General features: G+C 69.3%; 21 protein-coding genes. 9 read left to right on the forward strand and 12 right to left on the reverse strand.

Going from position 1 to position 22,544, the window contains the following annotated elements:
- Positions 1-88: 88 nt before the first annotated feature.
- The 5 genes from OO52_RS37755 to OO52_RS37770 form a co-directional block, all read right to left on the reverse strand.
- Entirely contained in the window at positions 89-514 is a 426-nt protein-coding gene (locus OO52_RS37755; protein ID WP_158712607.1) for an SMI1/KNR4 family protein, read from the reverse strand.
- 81 nt (positions 515-595) lie between these two features.
- On the reverse strand, positions 596-1,033 hold the full coding sequence (locus tag OO52_RS37760; protein ID WP_348539055.1) for an Imm7 family immunity protein: 438 nt from the start codon (positions 1,031-1,033) through the stop codon (positions 596-598).
- Positions 942-1,358 carry a hypothetical protein gene (locus OO52_RS53260; RefSeq protein ID WP_234339895.1) on the reverse strand — a complete coding sequence of 139 codons (417 nt, stop codon included), beginning with the start codon at positions 1,356-1,358 and terminating at the stop codon, positions 942-944. Before OO52_RS53260 ends, OO52_RS37760 begins: the two co-directional genes overlap by 92 nt.
- Before the next feature lie 86 nt (positions 1,359-1,444).
- The gene (locus tag OO52_RS37765; protein ID WP_030654367.1) at positions 1,445-1,681 is read right to left on the reverse strand and encodes a hypothetical protein; all 237 of its coding nucleotides are present in this window, start codon (positions 1,679-1,681) and stop codon (positions 1,445-1,447) included.
- Between the two features lie 194 nt (positions 1,682-1,875).
- Positions 1,876-2,892 carry a sigma-70 family RNA polymerase sigma factor gene (locus tag OO52_RS37770; protein WP_348539057.1) on the reverse strand — a complete coding sequence of 339 codons (1,017 nt, stop codon included), beginning with the start codon at positions 2,890-2,892 and terminating at the stop codon, positions 1,876-1,878.
- On the opposite strand from OO52_RS37770, the gene OO52_RS52260 reads away from it, so the two are divergent.
- Together OO52_RS52260 and OO52_RS37785 are read left to right on the forward strand one after the other, a co-directional pair.
- Complete coding sequence (locus OO52_RS52260) at positions 2,784-3,200, forward strand: hypothetical protein (protein ID WP_030654361.1); 417 nt, start codon at positions 2,784-2,786, stop codon at positions 3,198-3,200. The two genes, OO52_RS37770 and OO52_RS52260, sit on opposite strands and share 109 nt — an antisense overlap.
- A 758-nt stretch (positions 3,201-3,958) precedes the next feature.
- Complete coding sequence (locus tag OO52_RS37785; RefSeq protein ID WP_030654355.1) at positions 3,959-5,185, forward strand: cytochrome P450; 1,227 nt, start codon at positions 3,959-3,961, stop codon at positions 5,183-5,185.
- Between the two features lie 61 nt (positions 5,186-5,246).
- On the opposite strand, the gene OO52_RS37790 is transcribed toward OO52_RS37785, so the two are convergent.
- From OO52_RS37790 to OO52_RS51130, 7 genes are all read right to left on the reverse strand, one after another.
- Positions 5,247-6,512, reverse strand: a complete 1,266-nt coding sequence (locus tag OO52_RS37790; RefSeq protein WP_030654353.1) for a cytochrome P450 — start codon at positions 6,510-6,512, stop codon at positions 5,247-5,249.
- Positions 6,509-7,126 carry a GTP-binding protein gene (locus tag OO52_RS37795; RefSeq protein WP_030654349.1) on the reverse strand — a complete coding sequence of 206 codons (618 nt, stop codon included), beginning with the start codon at positions 7,124-7,126 and terminating at the stop codon, positions 6,509-6,511. The genes OO52_RS37790 and OO52_RS37795 overlap by 4 nt, the downstream gene beginning before the upstream one ends.
- Entirely contained in the window at positions 7,107-7,463 is a 357-nt protein-coding gene (locus OO52_RS37800; protein WP_037630467.1) for a DUF742 domain-containing protein, read from the reverse strand. The genes OO52_RS37795 and OO52_RS37800 overlap by 20 nt, the downstream gene beginning before the upstream one ends.
- Positions 7,460-7,879, reverse strand: a complete 420-nt coding sequence (locus tag OO52_RS37805) for a roadblock/LC7 domain-containing protein (RefSeq protein ID WP_030654343.1) — start codon at positions 7,877-7,879, stop codon at positions 7,460-7,462. Before OO52_RS37805 ends, OO52_RS37800 begins: the two co-directional genes overlap by 4 nt.
- Positions 7,880-8,009: 130 nt before the next feature.
- The gene (locus OO52_RS37810; RefSeq protein WP_234339891.1) at positions 8,010-9,752 is read right to left on the reverse strand and encodes a sensor histidine kinase; all 1,743 of its coding nucleotides are present in this window, start codon (positions 9,750-9,752) and stop codon (positions 8,010-8,012) included.
- Positions 9,753-10,308: 556 nt separating this feature from the next.
- Entirely contained in the window at positions 10,309-10,587 is a 279-nt protein-coding gene (locus tag OO52_RS48420) for a hypothetical protein (protein ID WP_030654338.1), read from the reverse strand.
- Between the two features lie 402 nt (positions 10,588-10,989).
- Entirely contained in the window at positions 10,990-11,148 is a 159-nt protein-coding gene (locus OO52_RS51130; RefSeq protein ID WP_158712608.1) for a hypothetical protein, read from the reverse strand.
- Positions 11,149-12,256: 1,108 nt separating this feature from the next.
- On the opposite strand from OO52_RS51130, the gene OO52_RS37820 reads away from it, so the two are divergent.
- The 7 genes from OO52_RS37820 to OO52_RS37850 all read left to right on the forward strand — a co-directional run bounded on the left by OO52_RS37820 (position 12,257) and on the right by OO52_RS37850 (position 22,508).
- Positions 12,257-14,077: a hypothetical protein gene (locus OO52_RS37820; RefSeq protein WP_158712609.1), complete on the forward strand. Its 1,821-nt coding sequence runs from the start codon at positions 12,257-12,259 to the stop codon at positions 14,075-14,077.
- Between the two features lie 33 nt (positions 14,078-14,110).
- Positions 14,111-15,937, forward strand: a complete 1,827-nt coding sequence (locus OO52_RS37825; protein WP_030654334.1) for an MBL fold metallo-hydrolase — start codon at positions 14,111-14,113, stop codon at positions 15,935-15,937.
- Positions 15,938-16,221: 284 nt separating this feature from the next.
- The gene (locus tag OO52_RS37830) at positions 16,222-17,244 is read left to right on the forward strand and encodes a LacI family DNA-binding transcriptional regulator (RefSeq protein WP_234339890.1); all 1,023 of its coding nucleotides are present in this window, start codon (positions 16,222-16,224) and stop codon (positions 17,242-17,244) included.
- A gap of 525 nt (positions 17,245-17,769) precedes the next feature.
- A complete protein-coding gene (locus OO52_RS37835) occupies positions 17,770-19,152 on the forward strand; it encodes a GH1 family beta-glucosidase (RefSeq protein WP_030654328.1) in 1,383 nt (460 codons plus the stop codon).
- Positions 19,153-19,265: 113 nt separating this feature from the next.
- The gene (locus tag OO52_RS37840; RefSeq protein WP_030654326.1) at positions 19,266-20,612 is read left to right on the forward strand and encodes an extracellular solute-binding protein; all 1,347 of its coding nucleotides are present in this window, start codon (positions 19,266-19,268) and stop codon (positions 20,610-20,612) included.
- Positions 20,612-21,565, forward strand: coding sequence for a carbohydrate ABC transporter permease (locus OO52_RS37845; protein WP_078877337.1), 954 nt, complete (start codon positions 20,612-20,614; stop codon positions 21,563-21,565). The genes OO52_RS37840 and OO52_RS37845 overlap by 1 nt, the downstream gene beginning before the upstream one ends.
- 112 nt (positions 21,566-21,677) lie before the next feature.
- Positions 21,678-22,508, forward strand: a complete 831-nt coding sequence (locus OO52_RS37850) for a carbohydrate ABC transporter permease (protein ID WP_199820021.1) — start codon at positions 21,678-21,680, stop codon at positions 22,506-22,508.
- The last annotated feature ends 36 nt before the right edge of the window (positions 22,509-22,544 follow it).

A 22,544-nucleotide genomic window follows, 5' to 3' on the forward strand; every position in this document is an offset into this window, starting at 1 on the left:
ACCGCAGTCCGATCGCTTACGAGACAGCCTCCAAAACAACGTCAACTACGCTGGCACCAGCCGCATAACCCGTGTTCAGGACTCGGGGTCAAGGCCCGCAGCCCTGTTCGGCCAACATAAGCGTGCCCCGGGTCAGTGCATCGGCCGCTGCGTCGATCCGGCCGGGCAGAGGTGCGGTAAGGGTGAACGGCTCAGCGAGTCGGCCCGGCAGTCGGTCTTTCCCCCACTCGGCGTCCACGGCCCACTCTTCGTCGGCCTCCGGGCGGGCGACTGTCAACGGCATCAACCCATGGCCGGGGCCGGCAGGGCCGTCGCCCACCTCTGCGACGAAAGACCGGTACTCCACCGGCAGATCGATGCCATGGGATTCCTCGAACGCTCGGATCTCCGCCTCTGGCAACCGAGCCGCCAACTTGTACCGGTGCGTGTCCGCCCCGAACCGCACCAGCCCCGGATCCCGTGCTGCCATCTCCCGTATCCGTGCGCGTACGGCGTTCCCGTCCCAACTGTCCATGCAGCGACCGTAACAAGGCGCCCGACCGGTGGCCGTGCGAGCAACCGGCTCTGGCTCGGAGCGTGATGCGCCGGCGACGCCTCAGCCCGTGAAGGGATCTTCCACCGACGGGGCATATGGAGAGAGCAGCGCTTCCATGTGCTGCGTGACCATGCCTCGAACGAGCTTCAGCACGCGCACGTCGTTCTCGTGACCCGGTTCCTCGTCATCGTGAACGTGGAGAAGCCCCTGGGATCCAGGGGCTACCGCGGCCACATGCCGGAACAGGTCGACCACGTCAGGCGACGATCGGTGATGGGAACAGCCACCAAGGTGGATGAACGGCTCGCCGTTCATCCACCTGAGGTCAAGCAAGTACGGACTGTCCATCCTGGCATTACGAAGACGAAGCTCATCGACGATCTGCCGCAGTCGGGACTCATCGTCGTCATCGGCCGCGGTCTCCCTGACAGTGACCAGCCGTGGTACTCGAACATCCCACGACCGTGGTGAGATGGCCCGCTGCACCGTTCCGGCCACGGATGATCCGGTGGACGCGCCTTACAACGGCACCCGCATCGAGTTCCACCGGCGGCTGCGGATCTTCGAGTTCCCAGAAGACCCAGCCGCAGGTGTGCTCGGCGCACCGCTTGGTCCGACGGATTCGGTCGGTGAGCACGATGGTGTGGTGCTTCGCCGGCCGGTTCTTCGCCCCCCGGCCTGTGATCGCCGAGGTGCTGTTCTCGGCGATCTGCCTGTCGAGGTACGCCAGGATCCTTTGGAGCCGTTCCGGCTCAGGAGCCACCAGCGTGAGGATCACTACGACGTACCCGCTCATCCCGACGACGCCGGCGGTGACGAACACCGGAACGCAGAGCCGGCGTTGTCGCCGCCATTGGCGAAGGCGACCGCGGCGACTTGCAGTGGGCTGGGGACGCCCCGCGCCTGGCGTCAGCTGTGTTCGATCGCCGGGGCGTCGTCGGGAGCCGGTGCCGCTGTGGTGCTCTCGTACGTCGGCGCGGCGGCGCGCCGGGCGCGCCACTTGTCGTGAAACAGAATCCCGGCAAGGGCCGCGCCGGCGAGGGCGGCGCCTATGACGACGCCCTGCCCGCGGTGGAAGTACCGCAGCGCGTAGGGGCCGCCCCGCTTGCCGGCTTCCTTGGTGAGTTCCGAGTAGACCCATGTCATGGTGCGGCCTCAGTCCGTGTCGCTCGCTCGGCATGGCTCGGTGATCGCGGACGGCGCCACGTAGGTGGGGGCAGTTCGCGACTTTCCGCCCTCACCGGGTGAGGGTGGCTCAGCCACCGATGGCCTGCCCGTACCCGGACGCGGCGCGCGAGGCCTGGCCGCTGCCCGGACCGGTCGGGCACGACCTGAAGTGGTTAGACGTCACGGTCGAGGGACTGGATGCCGGAAAGTTTGTCGGGGTTGGTCACCGAGAAAATGCCGGTGATGTGCTCGCCGTCCGGGGCGAGGTCGACCACCACGACGGCAAGCGGGCTCCCGCCGGAGAAGACGAGGACGCCGGGGTCACCGGCCACCAACCGGTACCGGACGTCGACGCCTTCGGGAGGCAGCGCACGGGCAACCGCCGTGAACACGGCAGCGACGCGGTCTCGGCCGTGCACCGGCCGGAGGCTGACCGCGGGACCGTTGCCGCCGCCGTCGGTCCACAGGGTCACGTCCGGTGCCAGTACTTCAAGGAGAGCCCGCAGGTCCCCGCCCAGGGCGGCTTCGGCGAAGCGTTCGGTGACCCGGGCATGCTGGTCCCGCCGGGGCCGGTGACGCGGGCGACGGGCCTGGACGTGGCGGCGGGCGCGGGTGGCGAGTTGGCGCACCGCAGCGGGCGAGCGGCCCAAGGTCTGCGCGATCTCCGGGTGGGCGAAGCAGAACACCTCGTGCAGGACGAACACGGCGCGGTCCAGCGGCGAGAGCGCTTCGAGGACGACAAGGACAGCCATCGACATCGTCTCGGCGCGTTCTGCACCGTCGGCCGCGTCGTCCTGCGAGACCAGCAACGGCTCAGGCAGCCAGGAGTCCGCGTACGTCTCCTGGCGGCGGCTCAAGTGAGCGCGGCGGGCAAGAGCCTGGTTGACCGCGATGCGTGTGAGGTAGGCACGGGCGTTGTCGACGGGCTTGACTTCGGGATTGCGGTGACGGGCGGCCCAGGCCAGCCACACCTCCTGGAGCGCGTCCTCGGTGTCAGCGACGCTGCCCAGCATGTGGTAGATCGCCGAGAACAGCAGCTCGCGGTGGTCGAGGAATGCGCACTCGGATCCACGGTGCCCGTGTGTTCGATGGGGAACACATCCGGGGGATGACCGATGTGGTCGTGGAGGATTCGATCGTGGTGATCGCGGCGCTGACCGGCACAGTGCTCGACCCGGGCGACGTAACAGAGATCGACACTGTCACCGACCCGGCGCAGGCCCCGGCGTTCGTCGAGGCACGGATCGCTGAGGGCCCCGACGAACAGCGCTGGTGTCCCGCACTCGTCGGGCACGGCGGGGACCGGCCGGCACACGGCCGCGTCGACCAGGTCGAGCGGGGCGCAGTCGTCGAAGTCGGCGCGCTTCATACGGGTACAGTCGCGGTTCTGCGGTATGTCGGTCACTGGCGCTCTCCTGTCTGCGCTCGTGGGCCGGGGGAGCGGGCGGCGTGCCCCGGTGGCATGCCGGTGTCCGGGTCAGGACTGTGCCGGCGCTAGCGTCGCACGGTAGGCCGCACAGGCGATCATCCCCGCGGCGACGCTTCCGGCCACTCTTGTCCTCCGCGATGCCGTGTCACGGTTGTGATCGCTCAGTGCACCGGCCCGGGCTGTCCCTCCCTCCTTCTTCCCGCATCCAGGGGCAGCCTGCATGGGCTGGAGAGTTCCACTCCCAGAAGGTGGTCGACGCCCCGCGCAGGGCGGTGGCGAGGTCGCCGTAGTGATCGCACGCGACATGGGCTGCCCGGTCGCCTGCCTGCCGGGGCTGACGATGCGGCGGATGGCCGACTTCTACCCCGGCGATACCCAGACCGGGCCGGAGTGCTTCCGATGGCTGATCCTCCGCCCGCGGGGGGAGAAGCTCGAGGATGTCGTACGGCCAATCGAACCGGCACCGCGCGACGGATCTGTGCCGGCCGCGCGGCCCGATCAAGCCGTGACTCGCCTCGCCCACCGCGCTGCGCGGGCTCAAGCCGGTGACGGGAGCCGGGGCCCGGGCCACGGTGATGTATCGATGGTGTCGTGAACGCCGACGGGTCCGGCGCTCACTGAGGATGCCCGTCCTCGACGCGCGCAGGTGAAGCCGATCAGCGCCGCGCGGCTGGCGACGGACGGGACCGGATCGAGCCGCGGTCTCCAGGCCGACCGCCGACGCACCCTTCGCCTTCACAACAACTTTCGGGCCGAGCAGTCTTTTTGATGAGGCGGAAGATCCATAACCTTGCGGTGATGGTCACCCATCCGACTTGAGGAGTTCCGTGTCCGCTGCCCACCACATCCCGGACATCCTGTCGCCCGAGTTCGCCGCGAACCCCTACCCGGCCTATGCGGTGATGCGGGAGAGAGAACCCCTGATCTGGCACGAGGCCACTCAGAGCTACGTCATCTCCCGGTATGAGGACGTCGAACGCGTCTTCAAGGACAAGAAGGCGGAGTTCACCACCGACAACTACAACTGGCAGCTCGAGCCGGTCCATGGCAAGACGATCTTGCAGCTCAGTGGCCGCGAACACGCCGTGCGCAGGGCTCTCGTCGCCCCCGCGTTCCGCGGCAGCGACCTGCAGCAGAAGTTCCTGCCGGTCATCGAGCGCAACTCCCGCGAACTCATTGACGCCTTCCGGCACACCGGTTCCGCCGACGTCGTCAACGACTACGCGACCCGCTTCCCGGTCAACGTCATCGCGGACATGCTGGGCCTGGACAAGGCCGACCACGCTCGGTTCCACGGCTGGTACACGGCCGTCATCGCCTTCCTCGGCAACCTCTCGGGCGACCCCGAGGCCGCCGCCGCCGGTGAGCGCACCCGCGTGGAGTTCGCCGAGTACATGCTTCCGGTCATCCGTGAACGGCGTGCCAAACCGGGCGACGACCTGCTGTCCACCCTGTGCGCTGCGGAGGTGGACGGGGTGCGCATGAGCGACGAGGACATCAAGGCCTTCTGCAGCTTGCTACTCGCGGCGGGCGGTGAGACCACCGACAAGGCGATAGCCGGCATTCTGGCGAACCTCCTGAGCCATCCCGACCAGCTCGCGGCCGTCCGTGCGGACCGGAGCCTGATACCCGCCGCTTTCGCGGAGACCCTCCGCTACACACCGCCGGTCCAGATGATCATGCGGCAGTCGGCGACCGACGTGGAGGTCAGCGGTGGCACCATACCGGCGGGCGCAACGGTGACCTGTCTCATCGGCGCCGCGAACAGGGATGAGCGGCGCTACCGCGACCCCGACCGGTTTGACATATTCCGTGACGACCTCGCCACGACCTCGGCCTTCTCGGCAGCTGCCGGCCACCTCGCCTTCGCGCTCGGCCGGCACTTCTGCGTGGGCGCGCTCCTGGCCAAGGCGGAGGTCGAGGTGGGCTTGAACCAGTTGCTGGACGCCATGCCTGACCTGCGCCTCGCGGACGGGCACGATCTCGTTGAACAGGGCGTCTTCACCCGGGGTCCGAAGACGCTGCCCGTGCGCTTCACACCGGTCACGGTTTGACGCAGTGGCTTCCTCCGCGCCCGGGGCCTGCCCGGTGCGCGGGGGGCTGGGTCAAAAGGGGCTAGTTGACGGCCGGGGTGAACTCCACGGGCAGCGACGTCAGGCCACGCATCCAGATCGAGGGACGCCAGGTCAGTTCCTCGGGCTCTACCGCCAGCACGAGGTCGGGGAGGTGTTCGAGCAGGGTCTCCACCGCGGTGCGGGCCATGACGTCCGCCAGCAGCGGCGCGGGGTACGGACAGCGGTGCTCGCCGTTGCTGAAGGAGAGGTGCGCCGAGTTCCCGGAGCCGGCGTGTGGCTCCGGCCAGATCTGCGGGTCGGTGTTGGCCGCCGCCAGGCCGAGCACGAGGCAGTCGCCTTCCCGGATGTGACGCCCACCCAGCTGCGTGTCGCGCACGGCCCAGCGGCCGATGAAGTTCTGCGTGGGTGTGTCCAGCCAAAGGACTTCGTTCAGTGCCTCGCCGACGCTGACCCGGCCGCCGGCGACGTTGACTGCGAAACGCTCGTCGGTCAGCAGCAGACGCAGCGTGTTGCAAATCCAGTTCGCGGTCGGCTGTTGCGCGGCGGCGATGACGGAGATCAGGTCCTGCACGATCTCCTCGTCGCTGAGACCTGCGGGGTGGAGCAGCATGCGGGAGGTGACGTCGGGTCCGGGACGCTCGCGTTTCTCCTTCACCAGCCGCATGATGCGTTCACCGACGCGCGTGTAGGCGGCCACCGGGTCGTCGTCCTCGCCGGCGTCCAGGGAGATGCGCAGGTCGTCGACGAGGCGCTCGGTGTCCGTGTCCTGCGCCGGCATGCCGCACATCCACAGCACGCCGCGGGCGGGCAGCGCGTGCGCGTACATGCTCATCAGTTCCGCCCGGCCACTGCCGGAGAAGGAGGAGATCAGCCGCGCGGCGATCAGCTGGCACTCCCGGGCCAGCTCGAACTGGTCCACCTTCTCCAGGGCCTGGGTGATCACGCCCGCCCGGCGCTGGTGCTCGGCGCCCTCGGTGAAGAGCACCGACGGCTGGTAGCCGACGTATGGCAGCAATGGCCAGTCCGGTGGGATGTGCTCCCACTGGTTCCAGCGGCGGGAGTCCCGAGCGAACAGCTCGTCATGAGCCGTCACATAACAGACCTCGGGGTAACCGAGTACCAGCCAGGCCGGGATGCCGCCGTCGAGCAGCACCGGCGCGACCGCTCCGTGCTCCCTGCGCAGGGTGCGGTACAGCTGCGAAGGCGTCTGCTGGTACTCCAGCCCGGCCAGCGGCACGGCGGAGGCGTGCGCGGGGCAGCCCGGGGGAGGGGCGTCAGTGGACGGGAAACCTGTCGTGTCGCTCACGCTGTGCTCTCCTTGGCCAGTGCACGTGTGTACAGGTGGTCCACCAGAGCGATGAGGACCTCCTTGCCCGACGCCCTGACGCGGGCGTCGCACTCGATCATGGGCACGTGCTCGCCCAGGGCGAGTGCCTGACGGACCTCGTCGAGGGAGAACCGCTTCTCGTCGCCGTCGAAGCGGTTGACCGCCACCACGAACGGTGTGCCGTGGTGCTCGAGCCGGTCTATTGCGTACCAGCAGTCCTCCATGCGACGGGTGTCGACCAGGACGACCGCGCCGAGGGTGCCGGCGAACAGGCGGTCCCAGAGGAACCAGAAGCGCTCCTGGCCGGGCGCGCCGAACAGGTAGAGCACCATGCGGTCGTTGAGGCTGATGCGGCCGAAGTCGAAGGCGACGGTCGTGGTGGTCTTGCGCTCCACCCCGACCGTCTCGTCGATGCCCTGTCCCGCCTGGGTCATGACCTCTTCGGTGTTCAGGGGCCGGATCTCGCTGACCGAGCGCACGAGGGTGGTCTTGCCGACCCCGAAGCCGCCCACGACGACGATCTTCAGACCGGTCTCGGCCGCGGCGGTCAGCGGTGTGCGCTGGGAGGGCAGCTCAGAGGTTGTGGAGCCCATGGAGCACCTCCTGGAGCAGGGCGGTTTCTGGAAGGCCCGCGACGGACGCGGCCGCACGCGGGTGGCGGGCGCTGACCTTGCCCAGGGCGCACAGGTCGCCGAGCAGGATGCGCACCACGGTGATGGGGAGTTTCAGCTCGGCGGCGATCTCCACCACCGCGGTGGGATGCCGGCACAGTTCGAGGATGCGGACGTGCTCCGACTGCATGCCGGTGGAGGGCTCGCACTCGCTGACGATCAGTGTCACCAGGTCGAGGGACGCATCGGCTTCACTGCGGCCACCCGTGACCATGTAAAGCCGGTCGGGGTCGCCGAGGTCCACGGGTTTACGCATCACGCCGGGGCGCCCCGGTCGACGGGCTTACGAGGCTCGGCCCGCAGGTGGTCCCCGATCTGCTCGACCATTTCGGTCATCTGGTGGCCGACGACCCCGGGGTCGGCGCTCTCCTGGGTGACGACCGCGAGGTGAGCGCCCTCGCCCGCCTCCACGATGAACAGAAGGCCACCGTGGAACGCGGTCATCGAGTGCCGGACGCCGCCCGATCCGTCGCCGAACTCCACGGAGGCACCCTGGGACAGCGCCTGCATGCCGGAACAGATGGCGGCCAGTTGGTCGGCCTGGTCAACGGTCATGTGTTCCGTCCAGCACAGTTTCAGACCGTCGCGCGACAGCACGAGAGCGTGGCGCGTGCCGGGTGTGCGCTCCAGCAGGTTCTTCAGGAGCCAGGTGAGGCTGTTGTCGGTGGTCTCCATGATGGGTGGGGTCTGCTGCTGACCGGTGAGGGCACCAGCAGCCCCGTGCCTCCAATCCAGCGAAGTGCGGCGAGAAGTAGGGTCAATCAGTCCGGGAAGCCTGCTGAAAAAGGGACTCAGCCCTCAGCGCTCAGGCGTCGGGCGCAACGTCGTGCGTGTCCCCGTCGGCCGAGGCGCCCTCGGCGCGGCGCCGACCGCGGTGGAAGGCCCCGAACCGGCTTCCCGCGTCGAGGGCGGGACCGGACCCGGGCGGGTCGGCGGGTGTCTGAGCGGCCGGCTTGCGCCGGGTGCGCTCGGCTTCGGCCATGGCGCGGCCCGGGGCCCGGACGGGCAGTCCGTTGGCGGTTGCCCCACCATGCCCGGCGGACACATCCGACGTGGACGAGGCCGGGGCCGGGGAGGCCGGCAGCGGCGCGGTCCGTGCGGCTGGTTCCGGGCGTGTCAGCCGCGGCTCGGCGGCGGGGCCCGCGGGCGAGTGCGGTGCCGGTACGGCCTGCCGCGGCCGCTCGGTCGGGACCGGCTCGAGCCGCTGGGCGACCAGCTGCGGCGGAATCAGGACGACGACGCCCGTGCCGCCGCGCGAGGAGGGCCGGTAACTGACGCTGATGCCGTACTTGACGGCGAGTCGCCCCACCACGCCCAGACCCAGCCGGGTGCCCTGCAGCGAGGCGAGGTCGGTGACGCGGCCGGAAACAGACTCCACCGCCCGCCGCATGGCCGCGTCGGACATCTTCAGGCCGCTGTCCTCGATGGTGACCACAAGGCCCGCGCTGCGTTCCTCCACGTAGACGTGGACCTCGTCGACGGGAGGGGAGAAGTTCGCAGCGTTGTCCATGAGTTCGGCCAGCAGGTGCATGACGCCCTCAGCCGCGAACCCGCTGATCGCGGCCCTGCTGGAGGAATGAAGACGCACACGCTGGTAGGCGGCGATCCTGCCGACGGCACCCCGCAGGATGCTCTCCATGACGATGGGCTTGTTCCACACACGGCTGGAGCGACCGCCCATCAACAGGGCGAGCCGGTCGGTCATCAGACCCAGCTGCGAGGTGCTGTGGTCCAGACGCAGCAGGTCGCCGAAGACCTCCTCGCCATGCCGTTCCTGCATGTCGCGCAGATCGGCGAGCATGCTGACGGTCTTGGCCTGGACCCGGCTGAGAGCCTTGGCGGACGCGGCCTGCGCGGCGGCGGAACCCCGCTCGCTGTAAGCCAGTTCGCGTACGAAACGCTCGGCCGACGACCGCAGCAGAACGTTTTGCGGCCAGTCGAACTTGGCAAGCACCGTGTCGGCGGAGCTTCCTTCCCGCAGCAGGGCGATGGCAGCGGGGAACGTTTCCTCGGCTACGCGCCTCAGCTCGGCCGTGTCCCGTTCCAGCTGGGCACGCACACCTTCCAGACCGGACTCCGCCTCGAGGGCGCGTCCGGCCGATGTGGCCAGCTCGGTGGCCACTACGTGCAGCAACCGTTGCAGGTGGGGGTCGGACGGGAAGGTGACCGTCGACAACGCCTCTTCGCCGCTGGTGCCGTTGCGTACTCGCTCGAGGACGTCCGGCAGGATCACGTCGACGAGCCGGGACGTTTCGGCCGACTGGTGCCGCCACGCGTTCCTGGCGAGTTCCAGTTCGCTGCCCTGGTCGGCGGCGCGCCGGTGAGCCCGGCGAACCAGGACCAAGGCCCGGCTGACCACCGTCGCGATGCAGATCCAGGCGACGACCACCGCGCCCCACACCCAGCGCCGGCCGTCCTCGGGGACGAGGACGGCCGCGGTGGCGGCGCCGGCGGCGGTGACGGCCAGAATAACGAGCGGCGCGTACGGTGAGGCAGGCGCCGCCCCTCCGGCGCCTCGGCGCTGGCGGGAGCGAGCTGGTATAGGCATTCCGCGGTCCCTCGGTCCGTGCGTGCGGGGGCTGTGTGGGCGATTGAGCATCGCCGATGCCGTGGAAGGGCGGCCGGTCGAAGGACGCACCCTTCCGGTTGTTGATCGCCGCTCATGCTAGTCACCGAGCGGAGCGCGGATGACCGGCCGATGCGTTCAACGCCCCAAGATTTCACTTCGTCGGATAATAATCACCACAACACCCGTACGTGGTAACGAGGTTGCCGCTCGCGAAGCTGTGCTGCAGCGCCGGCCAAGACGGACATGCGGCACTTGATCTCCAGTTCCTCACGCCATGCGCCGCGACGTCAGGAGCGGAAACGTACAGATCTCGCCAATCACCGGTCGACCGGGAAGTGCCGATCGCCGTGCCGGGCCCTGGCGCATCCGGGCTGCCCGCAGCCTGCCAGGACCCGAACTGTGCAGGTCGGCCAGGGCCGGGATGTCGCGCTGGCCGTCCTCCAGCTCCTGGCCGGCCCTGCCGCTGCCGGGCAGTTGCGGCGCTCGGCCCGCCGGCCTGCCACAGCCGCCCAGGCGCGCCGGGCCGCACCACAACCTAGACCTGCGCCGGGACCTTGTCGGTTGCGACCTGCCCGGCGCCCGCGGTCTCGCCCGTGGTGTCTGCTGAAGCAGCTGCGCTGTCCTGGCCGAGGTGTACGGAGTACATCACGGCCTTCTGCTGGCGTGACCTTTCGAGGGTGCCTTTCTTGACGAGGAGTTCGAAGGTGTTGCGCATGGCTTGGACGGACGTCGCCGCCCGTTCGGGGTGAGCCGCTTTGACCGTGTCGAGGACCTCGCGCGCGGTGTGCGGGTGTCCCGCAGACGTCAGCAGCACACGCAGGACGAGTTCGTGCAGTGCCGGCCCGTCCGCCTTCTTGCCCCCGGTCTTCTTCGCCGGGGCCTGCCCGGTCGTGGTCTCTTCCGCCGAAGCCTCTTTCGCCGGGGCCTTCGTCGCGGTGGTCTTCTTCGTAGTGGTCTTCTTCCCGGCGGCCTTGCCCTTGGCGGCAGCCCTCTTTCCGGCGGCCGGCTTGTCCTGGGTTTCGGCCCGCTGCGAGGGAACGGTCCGGGGCGCCTTGGCGACGGTCCCGGCCGGTACGGACTGCTTGCCCTGTGACGCGCGCTCCTGCGCGGCCGCCGAGGGCTTGCCTGGTCCGCCCCGGCGGCGCCTTCAGCCTCTGCGGCGGCTTCCGCCTCGATGCTGCCGTGCTCGCCCCGGGCAGCCTGCCCTGGGCCTGAGTCAGCCACGCTCGTCCTCCTTGAGTCGCTCCAGTCGCTCGTGCAGAGCAGCGATCTGCGCGGTGATCTCGCCCTGCTCCTTGCGGTTGGCGGAGAGGTCCTCGGCGTATTGCTGGGCGTACTTGTTCTGGATCGGGGTCTTCTCGGGCTCATCGGCCACGGCGGCACGCTCCTTGCACCTGGGTGTTGCAGCCGGATGCTACTCACCGCACCCGGTGGCGGTCGCGCTGTCGCTTGATCACCACTCCTGCGGATACCAGCTGCAGAACAGGCCCGTGAACCGGCGGTCACCAGCTGCACGGGATACCCGGCGCCCACCGACTGCCTGACGGAGTCCCCGACAAGGATGGCGAGCCGGGGGCGTGGTTGGCGGTGTGACCGAGTGGGAGTGGCACAGCTCTGACGCCCCGCAGGCCCCATGCCGCCTTCCGGAAGAAGGCCTCGACTCGACCGGTCCTGCTGCCCAGTTGTCACCGGTGTGACAGGGCTGAGCCTGATTGCCGCTTCCACCCCTGCCCTTGCACTTCCCTGAACGAAAGCACAGCTCAGGACGGGTCCTACAAGGAGGGAAGGGGCTGAAGGGGCTGTGTTCTTCAGATAGGTGAGGTCATGCCGTCGGGCGGTTCCGGCTCCAAGGCGGCAGCGCTGGGGCAGGGCTGCACCAGACACCGTCCCCGGGCCCGGCCGGTGAGCAGCCAGCGCTCTCCGGCCACCACCGACCGGGCGACCGCCGAGGACTGGCTCGACCCGGCATGGGGCGCGGCCGGCATCGAGCGCGGACTGGTTCACTGTCGAGGTCAGCCCTGACAGCGGCGACAGCCGCGAGTTCGACATGCGTGGCGGAGCCCGTCCCGTTGCCGCGGTGCTGCCCTGGAGGCCGCCTGGGCGCAGAGGATTGTGCAACCACGCGAGAGGATCCTGCCGGCCGGACCCCGCGGCGTTGTTCCACCATCCCCGACGCACCATCACACCCACACGTCCTGCATCGGGACAGTGCCGCCGCCCTCTGTGGGCATCCGCCCGCCCGCCGACTTCCCGTCTGCACACCACCCGGACCCGGTTCCACCAGCCACGACGCGATTTCTGAGGCCGCGGGACAGGCCCGGGGATCTGCGGGTGCCGCCGCTGCGGCCCTGCGCGTGCGTAGGTCGCTCCAGGAACATGGCATGAGCGATGTTGACCACGCGAGACTCCATGGGTACGTTCTCACATGGGAACGATTCCAGGGTGGCGTGCTTGGGCGCAGCGCGGACAGGATGGGGCGGGGCGTGGTGGGGACATCGTCGGGTGAAGTGTGGCTGGGCCGGCACGAGGGGTGGATCCAGATACGGACCGAGGCGTACGGCCTGAGTGTGGCGGCTGACGGCCGCACCGCGCGCGTCTTCGCCCCCGGTGCGGGCCCGGACGCCGACGGCTGGGGCCCCCAGGTCGCCGTCCTCCAACTGTTCGGAGCACTCGACACGTTGGACGGTCCGGACGAGACCGCCGACGCGGCCTCACCGGTGCTCCTTCGCGGGCATCCGTACCCCGTCATCGAGGCCGAGCGGCGCAGCACCCGCTGGGAGCGGGCCGCCTTCCGCATCGAGTGCCGCCCGGAGGCGGTGGAACTGTCCTGGTCGGTACGTGGCAGCGGGGCACTGGGGGAGGTGCACCTGCTGGCCGGGCGTTCGGTGCTGCCCGGTAGCGGCGGGTACCTGCCGAGCGGCAGCTCCTTCCGCACCCTCTTCTCGCCGAACCCCGGCGACCCCCGCCGCTTGGTGCGCGACGTCGGCGAGAGTGCGGTCGTGGGCGTGGTGGGGGACGCCAAGCCCGGGCGCGGCCACTGGTTCTTCACCCCCGCTCCGCTCTGCCTGGCGCTGACCACCGCGCAGGCGGTGGAAGACCCCGCGCAGGCTGTTCCCGAGGGATGGTGGACGCTCGCCGTCGACGCGCCCGTGGCGGACATGACGTTCACGCAGCTCGCCTACGTGCCGGTGGACGGCGGGTTCGGCCTGCGCCTGGACTACGAGGGCCACACCAGGGTGGACGGCGAATTCCGCACACCCACAGTGGTGTTGACGCCGGGCAACCCCGACCCGTACGAGGGGCTGCGCCGTTACCGCGCCCGGCTGACCTCACGCGGCTCGGCTCCGGCGGTCTCAAGCCCCCGGCGCCCCGACTGGTGGTCTGCGCCGATGTTCTGCGGCTGGGGCGCTCAGAACCACGAGGGTCGCGTCACCGGCCGTCCCGCCCAGGACTTGGCCGACCAGGCCGCGTACGATCGCTACCTGAAGCACCTCGCCGACCAGGGTCTTGAGCCGGGCACGATCGTCATCGACGACAAGTGGCAGCTGCGGTACGGCACCTGCGAGCCCGACCCGGACAAGTGGCCGGATCTGCGGGGATGGATCCGAGCCCGGCGTGACCGCGGGCAGCGCGTCCTGCTGTGGTGGCCCGCTTGGCTGTGGGAGGGCCTCGCCGACGAGTTGTGTGTCCGTAATTTGCAGGGCCGGCCCGTCGCACTGGACCCCGGGAACCCCGCGGCCCGCAGGGCGCTCCAGGACGGCGTGGCACGCATGCTCGGCGACGGCCCGGACGGCCTCGGAGCGGACGGTTTGAAGATCGACTTCACCGCTCGTACGCCCAGCGGCGCGGCGCTGACCCACCACGGTCCGCACTGGGGGATCGCCCTGCTCCACGAGTTGCTGTCGACGGTGTACGACGCGGCCAAGGGGGTGAACCCGGACGCGCTCGTCATCACGCACACCCCCCACCCGGCTTTCACCGACGTCACCGACATGGTGCGGCTCAACGACATGCTGCGTCTGGACGACCCCGAACCCGATGCCCCGATCGTGCCGCAGATGCGTTACCGGGCCGCCGTCGTCGCCGCCGCCTGCCCCGACCTGCTCATCGACACGGACGACTGGTGCGTGCCCGACGGGCAGCAGTGGCGGGAGTACCTGGCCGTCAAGCCGGGCCTGGGCGTACCCGCCCTGTACTACGCCACTCACCTCGACCGTACCGGAGAGCCGCTCGGTCCGGACGACTACGCCGCCCTGCGGTCCGCGTGGCGTGCCTGGGACGAGCGCCGCCGGTCGGCCGACTGACACCTCTGACCTGACCGGGACCACGGGAGAACCATGCTGATCGGCACGGACGTATTCCGCTTCGAGGACACCTGCCACGTGTACGTGCTGCGTCGTGGGCGAGAGGCGGTGCTCATCGACTTCGGCAGCGGCGAGGTCCTCGACCGCCTCGGCGACTACGGGGTCGACCGCGTCACCGATGTCCTGATCACCCATCACCATCGTGATCAGGTGCAGGGGCTGGCGCGTGCCGCGCGCGCGGGCATCAGGATCTGGGTCCCGCCGGTGGAGCGCGACCTCATCGAGAACGTCGACGAACACTGGCGTACCCGGCCGCTCGACAACGACTACGACGTACGCCAGGACCGATTCTCCCTGTTGGAGCAGGTCCCGGTCACCGGCGGTGTTGCGGAGTACCGCACCCGCGCGTACGGCCCGTTCGAGGTGTTCACCCTGCCCACTCCCGGTCACACCGTCGGCTCCGTCAGCTACTTGGTGGAGATCGGCGGCAGCCGCCTCGCCTTCGTGGGCGACCTGATCCACGGCGAGGGCCGGGTGTGGTCGCTGGCGGCCACCCAGTGGGCGTACACGGGAGGCGAGAGCGCAGGCATGGAGGGTGTCGCCGCAACCGCCCTGTCCTGCCGTCAACTGCTCGACCACGCCCCCGCCATGTTGCTGCCCTCGCACGGGGAGCCGGTGACGGACCCGGAAGCGGCCGTCGCCCGGCTGCGTTCCAGACTTCAGGAACTGCTGGACTCGCGCCGCCGCCGCTCCTGGGACCTGGACGCCATGCTGGACGACCCCTGGGAACGGGTCACGCCCCACCTGCTGCGCAACCGTACCAGCAACGCTCTGACGTACGCGCTGCTCTCCGACCACGGCACGGCACTGCTCCTCGACTTCGGCTACGACCTGACCACCGGGCTGGCCGGCGGACACGACCGCTCCAGCCGGCGGCCCCTGCTGGCGTGTCTGGAGGCGCTGCGGCGCGTCCACGGCATCGACCGGGTCGAGGTCGCGCTGCCGACCCATTACCACGACGACCATGTCGCTGGATTCAATCTGCTGCGCGAGGTGGAGGGCACCGCCGTCTGGTCGCCGTCCAACGTGACCCCCGTGCTGCAGCACCCGAAGGCCTGGGACCTGCCCTGTCTGTGGTTCGACCCCATTCCGGTGGACCGTGATCTGCCGGTCGGTGAGCCGGTCACCTGGCGCGAGTACGAGATCGGTGTGCACGAACTGCCGGGCCACACCCTGTACGCGGCCGCGTACTCCTTCGAGGTGGACGGGCGTCGTGTCGTGGCGACCGGGGACCAGCAGAACACCGCCTGGCGTCCGGGGGAGCAGCCCGAACTGCTCAACTACCAATACCGCAACCGATTCCGGATCGACGACTTCCGGCGCAGCGCCGAGCTGTACCGCGCGCTGAACCCCGACTTGATGATCAGCGGCCACTGGGCTCCCCGTGAGGTCACCCAGGCGTACCTGGACATGCTGCTGGACGAAGGGGAACGGGTGGCGCGGCTGCACCGCGAACTGCTGCCCGTCGAAGTCGACTTCGACGCCGAAGGCTTCGGCGCCCGGATCACTCCCTACCGTTCGACCGTGGAGCCGGGCGGGACGCTGGTGCTGGAGGTCTGCGTGCGCAATCCCTTCCCGACGGTGCGCACCGCCCGGGTGCGGATGGTGGCCCCGCGGGGCTGGGCGGTGGGGCCCGTCGAGCAGGAGGTGAAGCCGCAGGGGCACGGCGAGGCCACCCTGGTGTTCACGGTGACCGTTCCGCCGGGAGAGCGTGGAGCCCGGCGACGCGTGGCCGTGGACCTGACGGTCGATCGGGTGCGGTTCGGACAGCAGGCCGAGGCGCTCGTCACGGTGGTGTGAGGGCGGCGGTGGGAGCACGGCGATGTGCCCGGGGAACCGGGACTGTAGCCGAGGTCACCGGCGGAGGGTTTTCCACCGGAGCAGGCAGGACGAGCACGTTATTGTGCCAGCGGTACCCTTCATCGCACGCGGACCGGACCACCGTACGGTGATGGAGGAGAGCGGCAATCGGGGTGAGGGGACAGCGGCGGATGGCTGATCGCGGAAGACGAGTACCGGGCGCAGGGGGCGAAGGCGACCGACACGAGCCCGCGGCCGGGCGACGCCGCCCCACCCTGCACGACGTGGCGAGGGAGGCGGGGACGTCCCGCTCCACCGCCTCGCGCGCACTCAGCGGACAGGGCTACGTCGCGGCGCACATCCGTGCGGACGTACTCGCGGCCGCCCAGCGCATCGGCTACGTCCCCGACGCCCTGGCCCGGACCTTGAAGGGACAACGCAGCAACGTCGTCGGCCTGCTCGTCTCGGATCTGCGCAATCAGTTCTACGCGGAACTCGCCGCGGGTGTGGAGCAGGCGCTGCGCGCCGCCGGTTACCAGATGGTGCTGGTGGACGACCATGGCGATCCCGAACAGGAACTCGACGGCGCCAAGGCGTTCGTCGCGATGCGGGCCACGGGCGTCGTGCTCACCCCGGCCGCTGCGGCGGCCACCGAACTGCTTGTCGAGCGGGGCGTGAGCGTGGTCGAGGCCGACCGGCGCTCCGGAGCCCGCGGGTGCGACTCCGTGGTCATCGACAGCGAGCACGGTGCCCGGGAGGCCACCCAGCACCTTCTGGAACTGGGGCACCGGCGCATCGCGCTGCTGATCGACGAGACCAAGTGGGCCACCGGTGCCGAACGGCTGCGTGGCTACCGCGCCGCACACCGTGCCGCCGGTGTGCCCCTCGACCGGGGGTTGGTCCTCGATCTCGAATTCCAGGCCGCCGACGCCAGGTCGCGAGTGGCGGAGCTGCTCGACCGGCACCCGGACGTCACCGCGGTCTTCGCCGTCAACAACCTGATGGCCGAGACCGCTTGGCTGGAACTGCGCCGACGGGGCCTCGTCGTGCCGCGTGACGTGTCGCTGGTGTCGTTCGACGATCTGGCGTGGATGCGGATGGTGGAGCCGGGGCTCACCGCGGTGGCGCAGCCCACCTACGACATGGGGCGCAGGGCGGCCGAGTTGCTGCTCGGGCGGATCGCCGAGCGGGAGTCCGCCGCGGAGTCGAAGAGGGGCCCAGGACGGCGCCGCATCCAGGAGACACTGGAGCCGACGCTGGTGCTGCGCGGCTCGACCGGGGCGCCGGCAGGCCAGACCGGAGCCTGATCCAAGGTCTTCGCGCCGTCGTGCGAGGGCTCCCGCGGCGTCCGGCGGCGTGCCGGCGCATGGCGGAGGGTGACCCCGTACGGGGCTCCCGTGGAGGATTTCCACAGCACGGTTTTTCCCGCGGCTCGAAGAGCGAGGGGCAGGGCGCGGCGGGCGTCGCGATGCCGGGGCACCTCCCGGCGGAGGGCTGGGGAGAAGACGCTCGCGGCAGGCCGCACGGGCGTCGGGGACGGCGGGGGCGCGTCTTCCATGCGACCGACCAGGCAATTCACGTGCGCTGATGTGAGCGGTGTGAATCAAGTGGCGCTGGAGTATTGACGGGCCTTCAACGACCTGAGTACGTTCCCATGTGGGAACGATGCCATACCGCTTCGTGTGCGGACAGTGTGCTGTCCGCGCCTTCGGCGAACCCCCTCCCACCTGTCCGCAGCGCTGCTGAGGAGTGGCACGTCCCCTCCGCGGTACCACGGCCCGCCGGACCTCTGCCGGCACTGCCACGAAACAGATCGAAGGGCTGAGTCACAGGTGACCACCGAACCAACCCGGGTGCTGAACTTCCCGGACGGCTTTCTCTGGGGCACGTCCACTTCCGCGTACCAGGTGGAGGGCGCCGTGGACACCGACGGACGCGGCGAGTCCGTGTGGGACCGCTTCTGCCGCGTCCCCGGGGCCGTCGAGCGGGGGGAGAGCGGCGCGGTCGCGTGCGACCACTACCACCGGGTCGCCGAGGATGTCGCGATGATGGCGGACCTCGGCGTCAACGCGTACCGGTTCTCGCTGTCCTGGCCCCGGCTGCTCCCCGACGGGGACGGCGGCGTGAACAAGCGGGGTGTCGACCACTACGACCGCCTGATCGACCAGTTGCTCGCCCGGGGCATCACCCCGCTCGTCACCCTCTACCACTGGGACCTGCCGCAGGCGTTGCAGGAGCGCGGCGGTTGGCGGGCACGCGGGACGGCGGACCGCTTCGCCGAGTACGCGGCCCTCTGCTTCGAGGCCTACGGCGACCGGGTGCGCGACTGGGTGACGATCAACGAACCGTGGATCGTCGGCCTGCTCGGACACCAACTGGGGCTGCACGCGCCGGGGGAGCGGGACATCGCTGGTTCGGTGCGAGCGATGCACCACCTACTGCTCGCCCACGGCGCGTCCGTCCAGGCGCTGCGGGCGAGCCGCCCGGAGGGCAGGGCGGGCGTGGCGTTCAGCCTCTTCCCGCACGTGCCGAACACCGCGAGTGAGGACGACCGCCTGGCGGCGTACCATTCCGACGGCTACGTCAACCGCTGGTTCCTGGATGCGGTGCTGAGCGGCCGCTACCCCGACGACATGCGCGAGCACTGGGAACGAGCCGCCGGTCCGCTGGACTTCGTCCGCAGCGGCGACATGTCCGTCATCGGCGCCGGGAGCGACTTCATCGGCGTGAACTACTACACCCGCCGGATCGTCAGCGCCCGCCGGCAGCCCTCCGACGGCCCCTTCCCGTGGCAGGTGGAACCCGGCCGGGCAGACGTACCGCGCACGGACCTCGACTGGGAGATCGTGCCCGAGGCGCTCACCGACCTGCTGGTCCAACTCCACGAGACCTACGGCGAGGTGCCGGTGCTCATCACGGAGAACGGCGCCGTCTTCAACGACGAGCCCGGCGAGGACGGTGCCGTGCACGACGCGCGGCGCACCGACTTCCTGCACCGCCACCTCGTCGCCGTGCACCGCGCGATCGAGCGCGGCTGCCCGGTCCGCGGTTACTTCCACTGGTCCCTGATGGACAACTTCGAGTGGGCGATGGGCTACCGGCCCCGCATGGGACTGGTGCACGTCGACTACGCGACGCAGCAGCGCACGATCAAGGACAGCGGTCACTGGTACGCCCGGGCCGCACGCGCCAACGCCGTACCGGACCCGTCGTGACCGCCTGAGGCGACCGACCAACCGCACGGCCTCCATGGACGAGCGCTCCCGGCGTCTCGTCCCCCGAAGCTTTGCCCTCTTTCGAAAAACCGCCACTCAATGAGGAGTTCGACATGGTCTCTCGACGTCTTTTCCTTGGCTCGATAGGAGCGCTCGCCCTCGCTTCGACCAGCGCCTGCGGCGGCGTCAGCGCCAAGAGCAGCGGCGGGGGCAAGAAGAGCGGCGCGGGAGCGCTGTCGACCCAGGGCTTCGGCAAGCCCGACGACGTCGGACAGGCCCGCATCAACGCGTTCAAGAGCGCCTACCCCAAGGTGCAGGTGCACCTCAACGAGGGCGACTTCGACCCGCAGCAGTTCCTGTCCGCGGTCTCCAGCGGTAATGCGCCGGACCTGGTGTACTTCCCCGACCGCGGCCTCGTCGGCAGCTACGCCGCCCAGGGCGTCATCCAGCCGCTGGACGACCAGATCGCCTCGGCGGGCATCGACACCGGCATCTACCGCAAGGCTGCGATGCAGGAGGTGACGATCGACGGCAAGATCTACGGCGTCCCCGAGTTCTACAGCACCCGCAACATCCTGGTGAACGGGAAGGCTCTCGACGAGGCGGGGATCTCGTTGTCCGACGTGAGCACCTCCGACTGGGACAAGCTGCACACCACGGCCGCGAAGCTGTACAAGGCCGGCGGTAGCAGGATCTCCCGCATCGGATTCGACCCGAAGCTCCCCGAGTTCCTGCCACTGTGGGCGAAGGCCAACGGCGCGGACCTGGTGAACCCGGACGGCTCCCCGAACCTGGACGACCCGCGCATCGTCGAGGCGCTGACGTACGCCCTGAGCCTGATCGACGAACAGGGCGGCTGGTCGCGCTTCAAGGCCTTCCGAGACACCTGGGACCTCTTCGGGTCCGGCAACCAGTTCGTCAAGGACCAGGCCGGCGCCTTCCCGTGGGAAGGCTGGTATGTCAACGTCCTGGTGCAGGCGTCGCCCAACCTCGACCTGCGGTCGATTCCCTTCACCGACCGGCACGGCAAGCCCGTGAGCTTCGAGAGCGGCAGCGTGTGGTGCCTGCCGAAGGGCGCCCCGAACCCCGAAGCGGCCGTCAACTGGATGAAGATCATGACGAGCACCGACACCTGGCTCCGGGCGGCTGCGGCCCGACAGGCCACCGTGGAGAAGAACAAGACCCTGTTCACCGGGCTGTTCACCGGGAACGCGGACGCCGACGAAAAGATCAAGGCGAAGTACGTCAAGGGCGGCAAGGGCGGCTTCGCGCAGGCCGTCGAGCAGTACTACGCGTCCACGGAGTACGCGTTCGCCGTCGCCGGGTCGAAGGCCGGCAGTGAGATCAAGACGGCCTGGCAGGAGGCCTCCAACCGCGTCCTGTCCGGTCAGCAGAAGCCCGGCGCGGCCATGAAGCAGGCCCAGGCCGAGGCGAGCAAGGCATTCAAGGCGGCGAAGTGATGGCCACGCAGGCCACCCTTCCCAAGGCGGCTGCGGCCAGATCCCGCTCCCGGAGCAGGGACTGGCGGCAGATCCGCGCCGCCTACGGTTTCATCTCCCTGTGGATCATCGGGTTCCTCGTCTTCACGCTGGGCCCGATGATCGCCAGCCTGGTGATGTCATTCACCGACTACAACTCGATCGGCACCGCGAAGAACGTGGGCTTCGCGAACTACCGCGAGCTGTTCCAGGATCCCAAGGTGGCCCATGCGCTGAGCAACACGCTCGTCTACGTCGTCATCTACGTGCCGACCGCCATGGCCGTGGCCCTGGGCCTGGCCATGGTGCTCAACCGGGTGGGTCGGGCGGCGGGCTTCTTCCGCGTTGTCTTCTACCTGCCGGTCATGACGCCGACCGTAGCCGTGGGCGCGCTCTTCCTGCTCCTGCTCAACGGCCAGCAGGGTCTGCTCAACCGCACCCTGGCGCTGGTCGGCATCAACGGACCCAACTGGACGACCGACACCCACTGGGTCAAGCCCGGACTGGCCATCACCATGTTGTGGGGCGTCGGCGGGATGGTGGTCATCTACCTGGCAGCCCTTCGGCAGGTGCCGAAGGAGCTCTACGAGGCCGCCGAACTCGACGGCGCGGGGCCGTGGACCAGGTTCCGCCACGTCACGATCCCGATGATCAGTGGCTCTCTGTTCTTCACCATGATCGTCCAAACCATCGCGGGTCTGCAGATGTTCGACCAGGCCTACACGATGTTCTTCGGTGCCCAGCAGAACAGCACGTACTCCAACGAGGCGGCCCTGTTCTACGTCATCTACCTGTTCCAGCAGGCGTTCCAGTTCCTGCACATGGGATACGCGTCCGCGCTGGCCTGGCTGCTCTTCCTGATCACCATGGTCATCACCGCCGTGCAAGTCCGCGTCTCGCGTCGCTACGTCTACTACGAAGGCGAGAAGCACTGATATGAGCATCTCACACACCGCGGAAGCACCCGCTCCCGGTACCGACGGAGGCGGGGCCGGCGGGGGGACGGAAGATTCCGCCGCCGGCCGTACGGCCGCCCGCCGGAGGGGCTTGCGCACCTCGCTCACGCGAGGCCCTTACCTCGTCGTCCTGGCCGTCGCGGCCGTCGTGTTCACCTATCCGTTCATCTGGCTCATCAGCGCCTCGCTCAAGCCGCGCACCGAGGTGTTCGACAACCTCCTGATCCCTCAGCACGCGCAGGCTTCGAACTACACCGCGGTGTGGAACTACGCGCCGGTGCTCACGTGGCTGGGCAACAGCGTGGTGGTGGCGCTGGCGGCGGCCCTGACGGTGACGCTCAGCAGCGCACTCGTGGCGTTCGGCTTCGCGTACTTCCAGTTCCCCGGGCGCAACGTACTGTTCGGGCTGGTGCTGGGAACGATGATGCTGCCCCAGGCGGTGACCCTGATTCCGGTCTATCTGATCTGGGACCACCTAGGCCTGACCGGAACACAGGTGCCGCTGTGGGCGCAGAACATTTTCGGTTCGTCGTTCTACATCTTCCTGCTGCGCCAGTTCTTCCTGTCGCTGCCCCGTGAGGTGTTCGAAGCCGCACGTGTCGATGGATGCAGCTTCTTCGGGCTGTTCTGGCGCATTGCCCTGCCGTTGTCCCGGCCCGCCCTGGCGATCGTCTTCGTCTTCGAGATCCAGGCCAGTTGGAGCGATCTGCTCCGGCCCCTGGTGTACCTGCAGGACACCTCGCTGTTCACGATCCCCCGCGGCCTGAAGTCGATCATCGACACCTTCGGTAACGGAGGGGAACAGCACTGGGAGATCATCGCGACGGCCAGCCTGATCGCCACGGTCCCCATGATCATCATCTTTGCCTTCGCCCAACGGCACGTCATCGACGGCATCGCCACCCAGGGTCGCAAGGGATGACCGCGTGCGCGGCGGAACGCTGCCGAAGTGATCCTG

The organism is Streptomyces flaveolus, assembly GCF_000716535.1.
GTDB classification, from domain to species: Bacteria; Actinomycetota; Actinomycetes; order Streptomycetales; family Streptomycetaceae; genus Streptomyces; species Streptomyces flaveolus_A.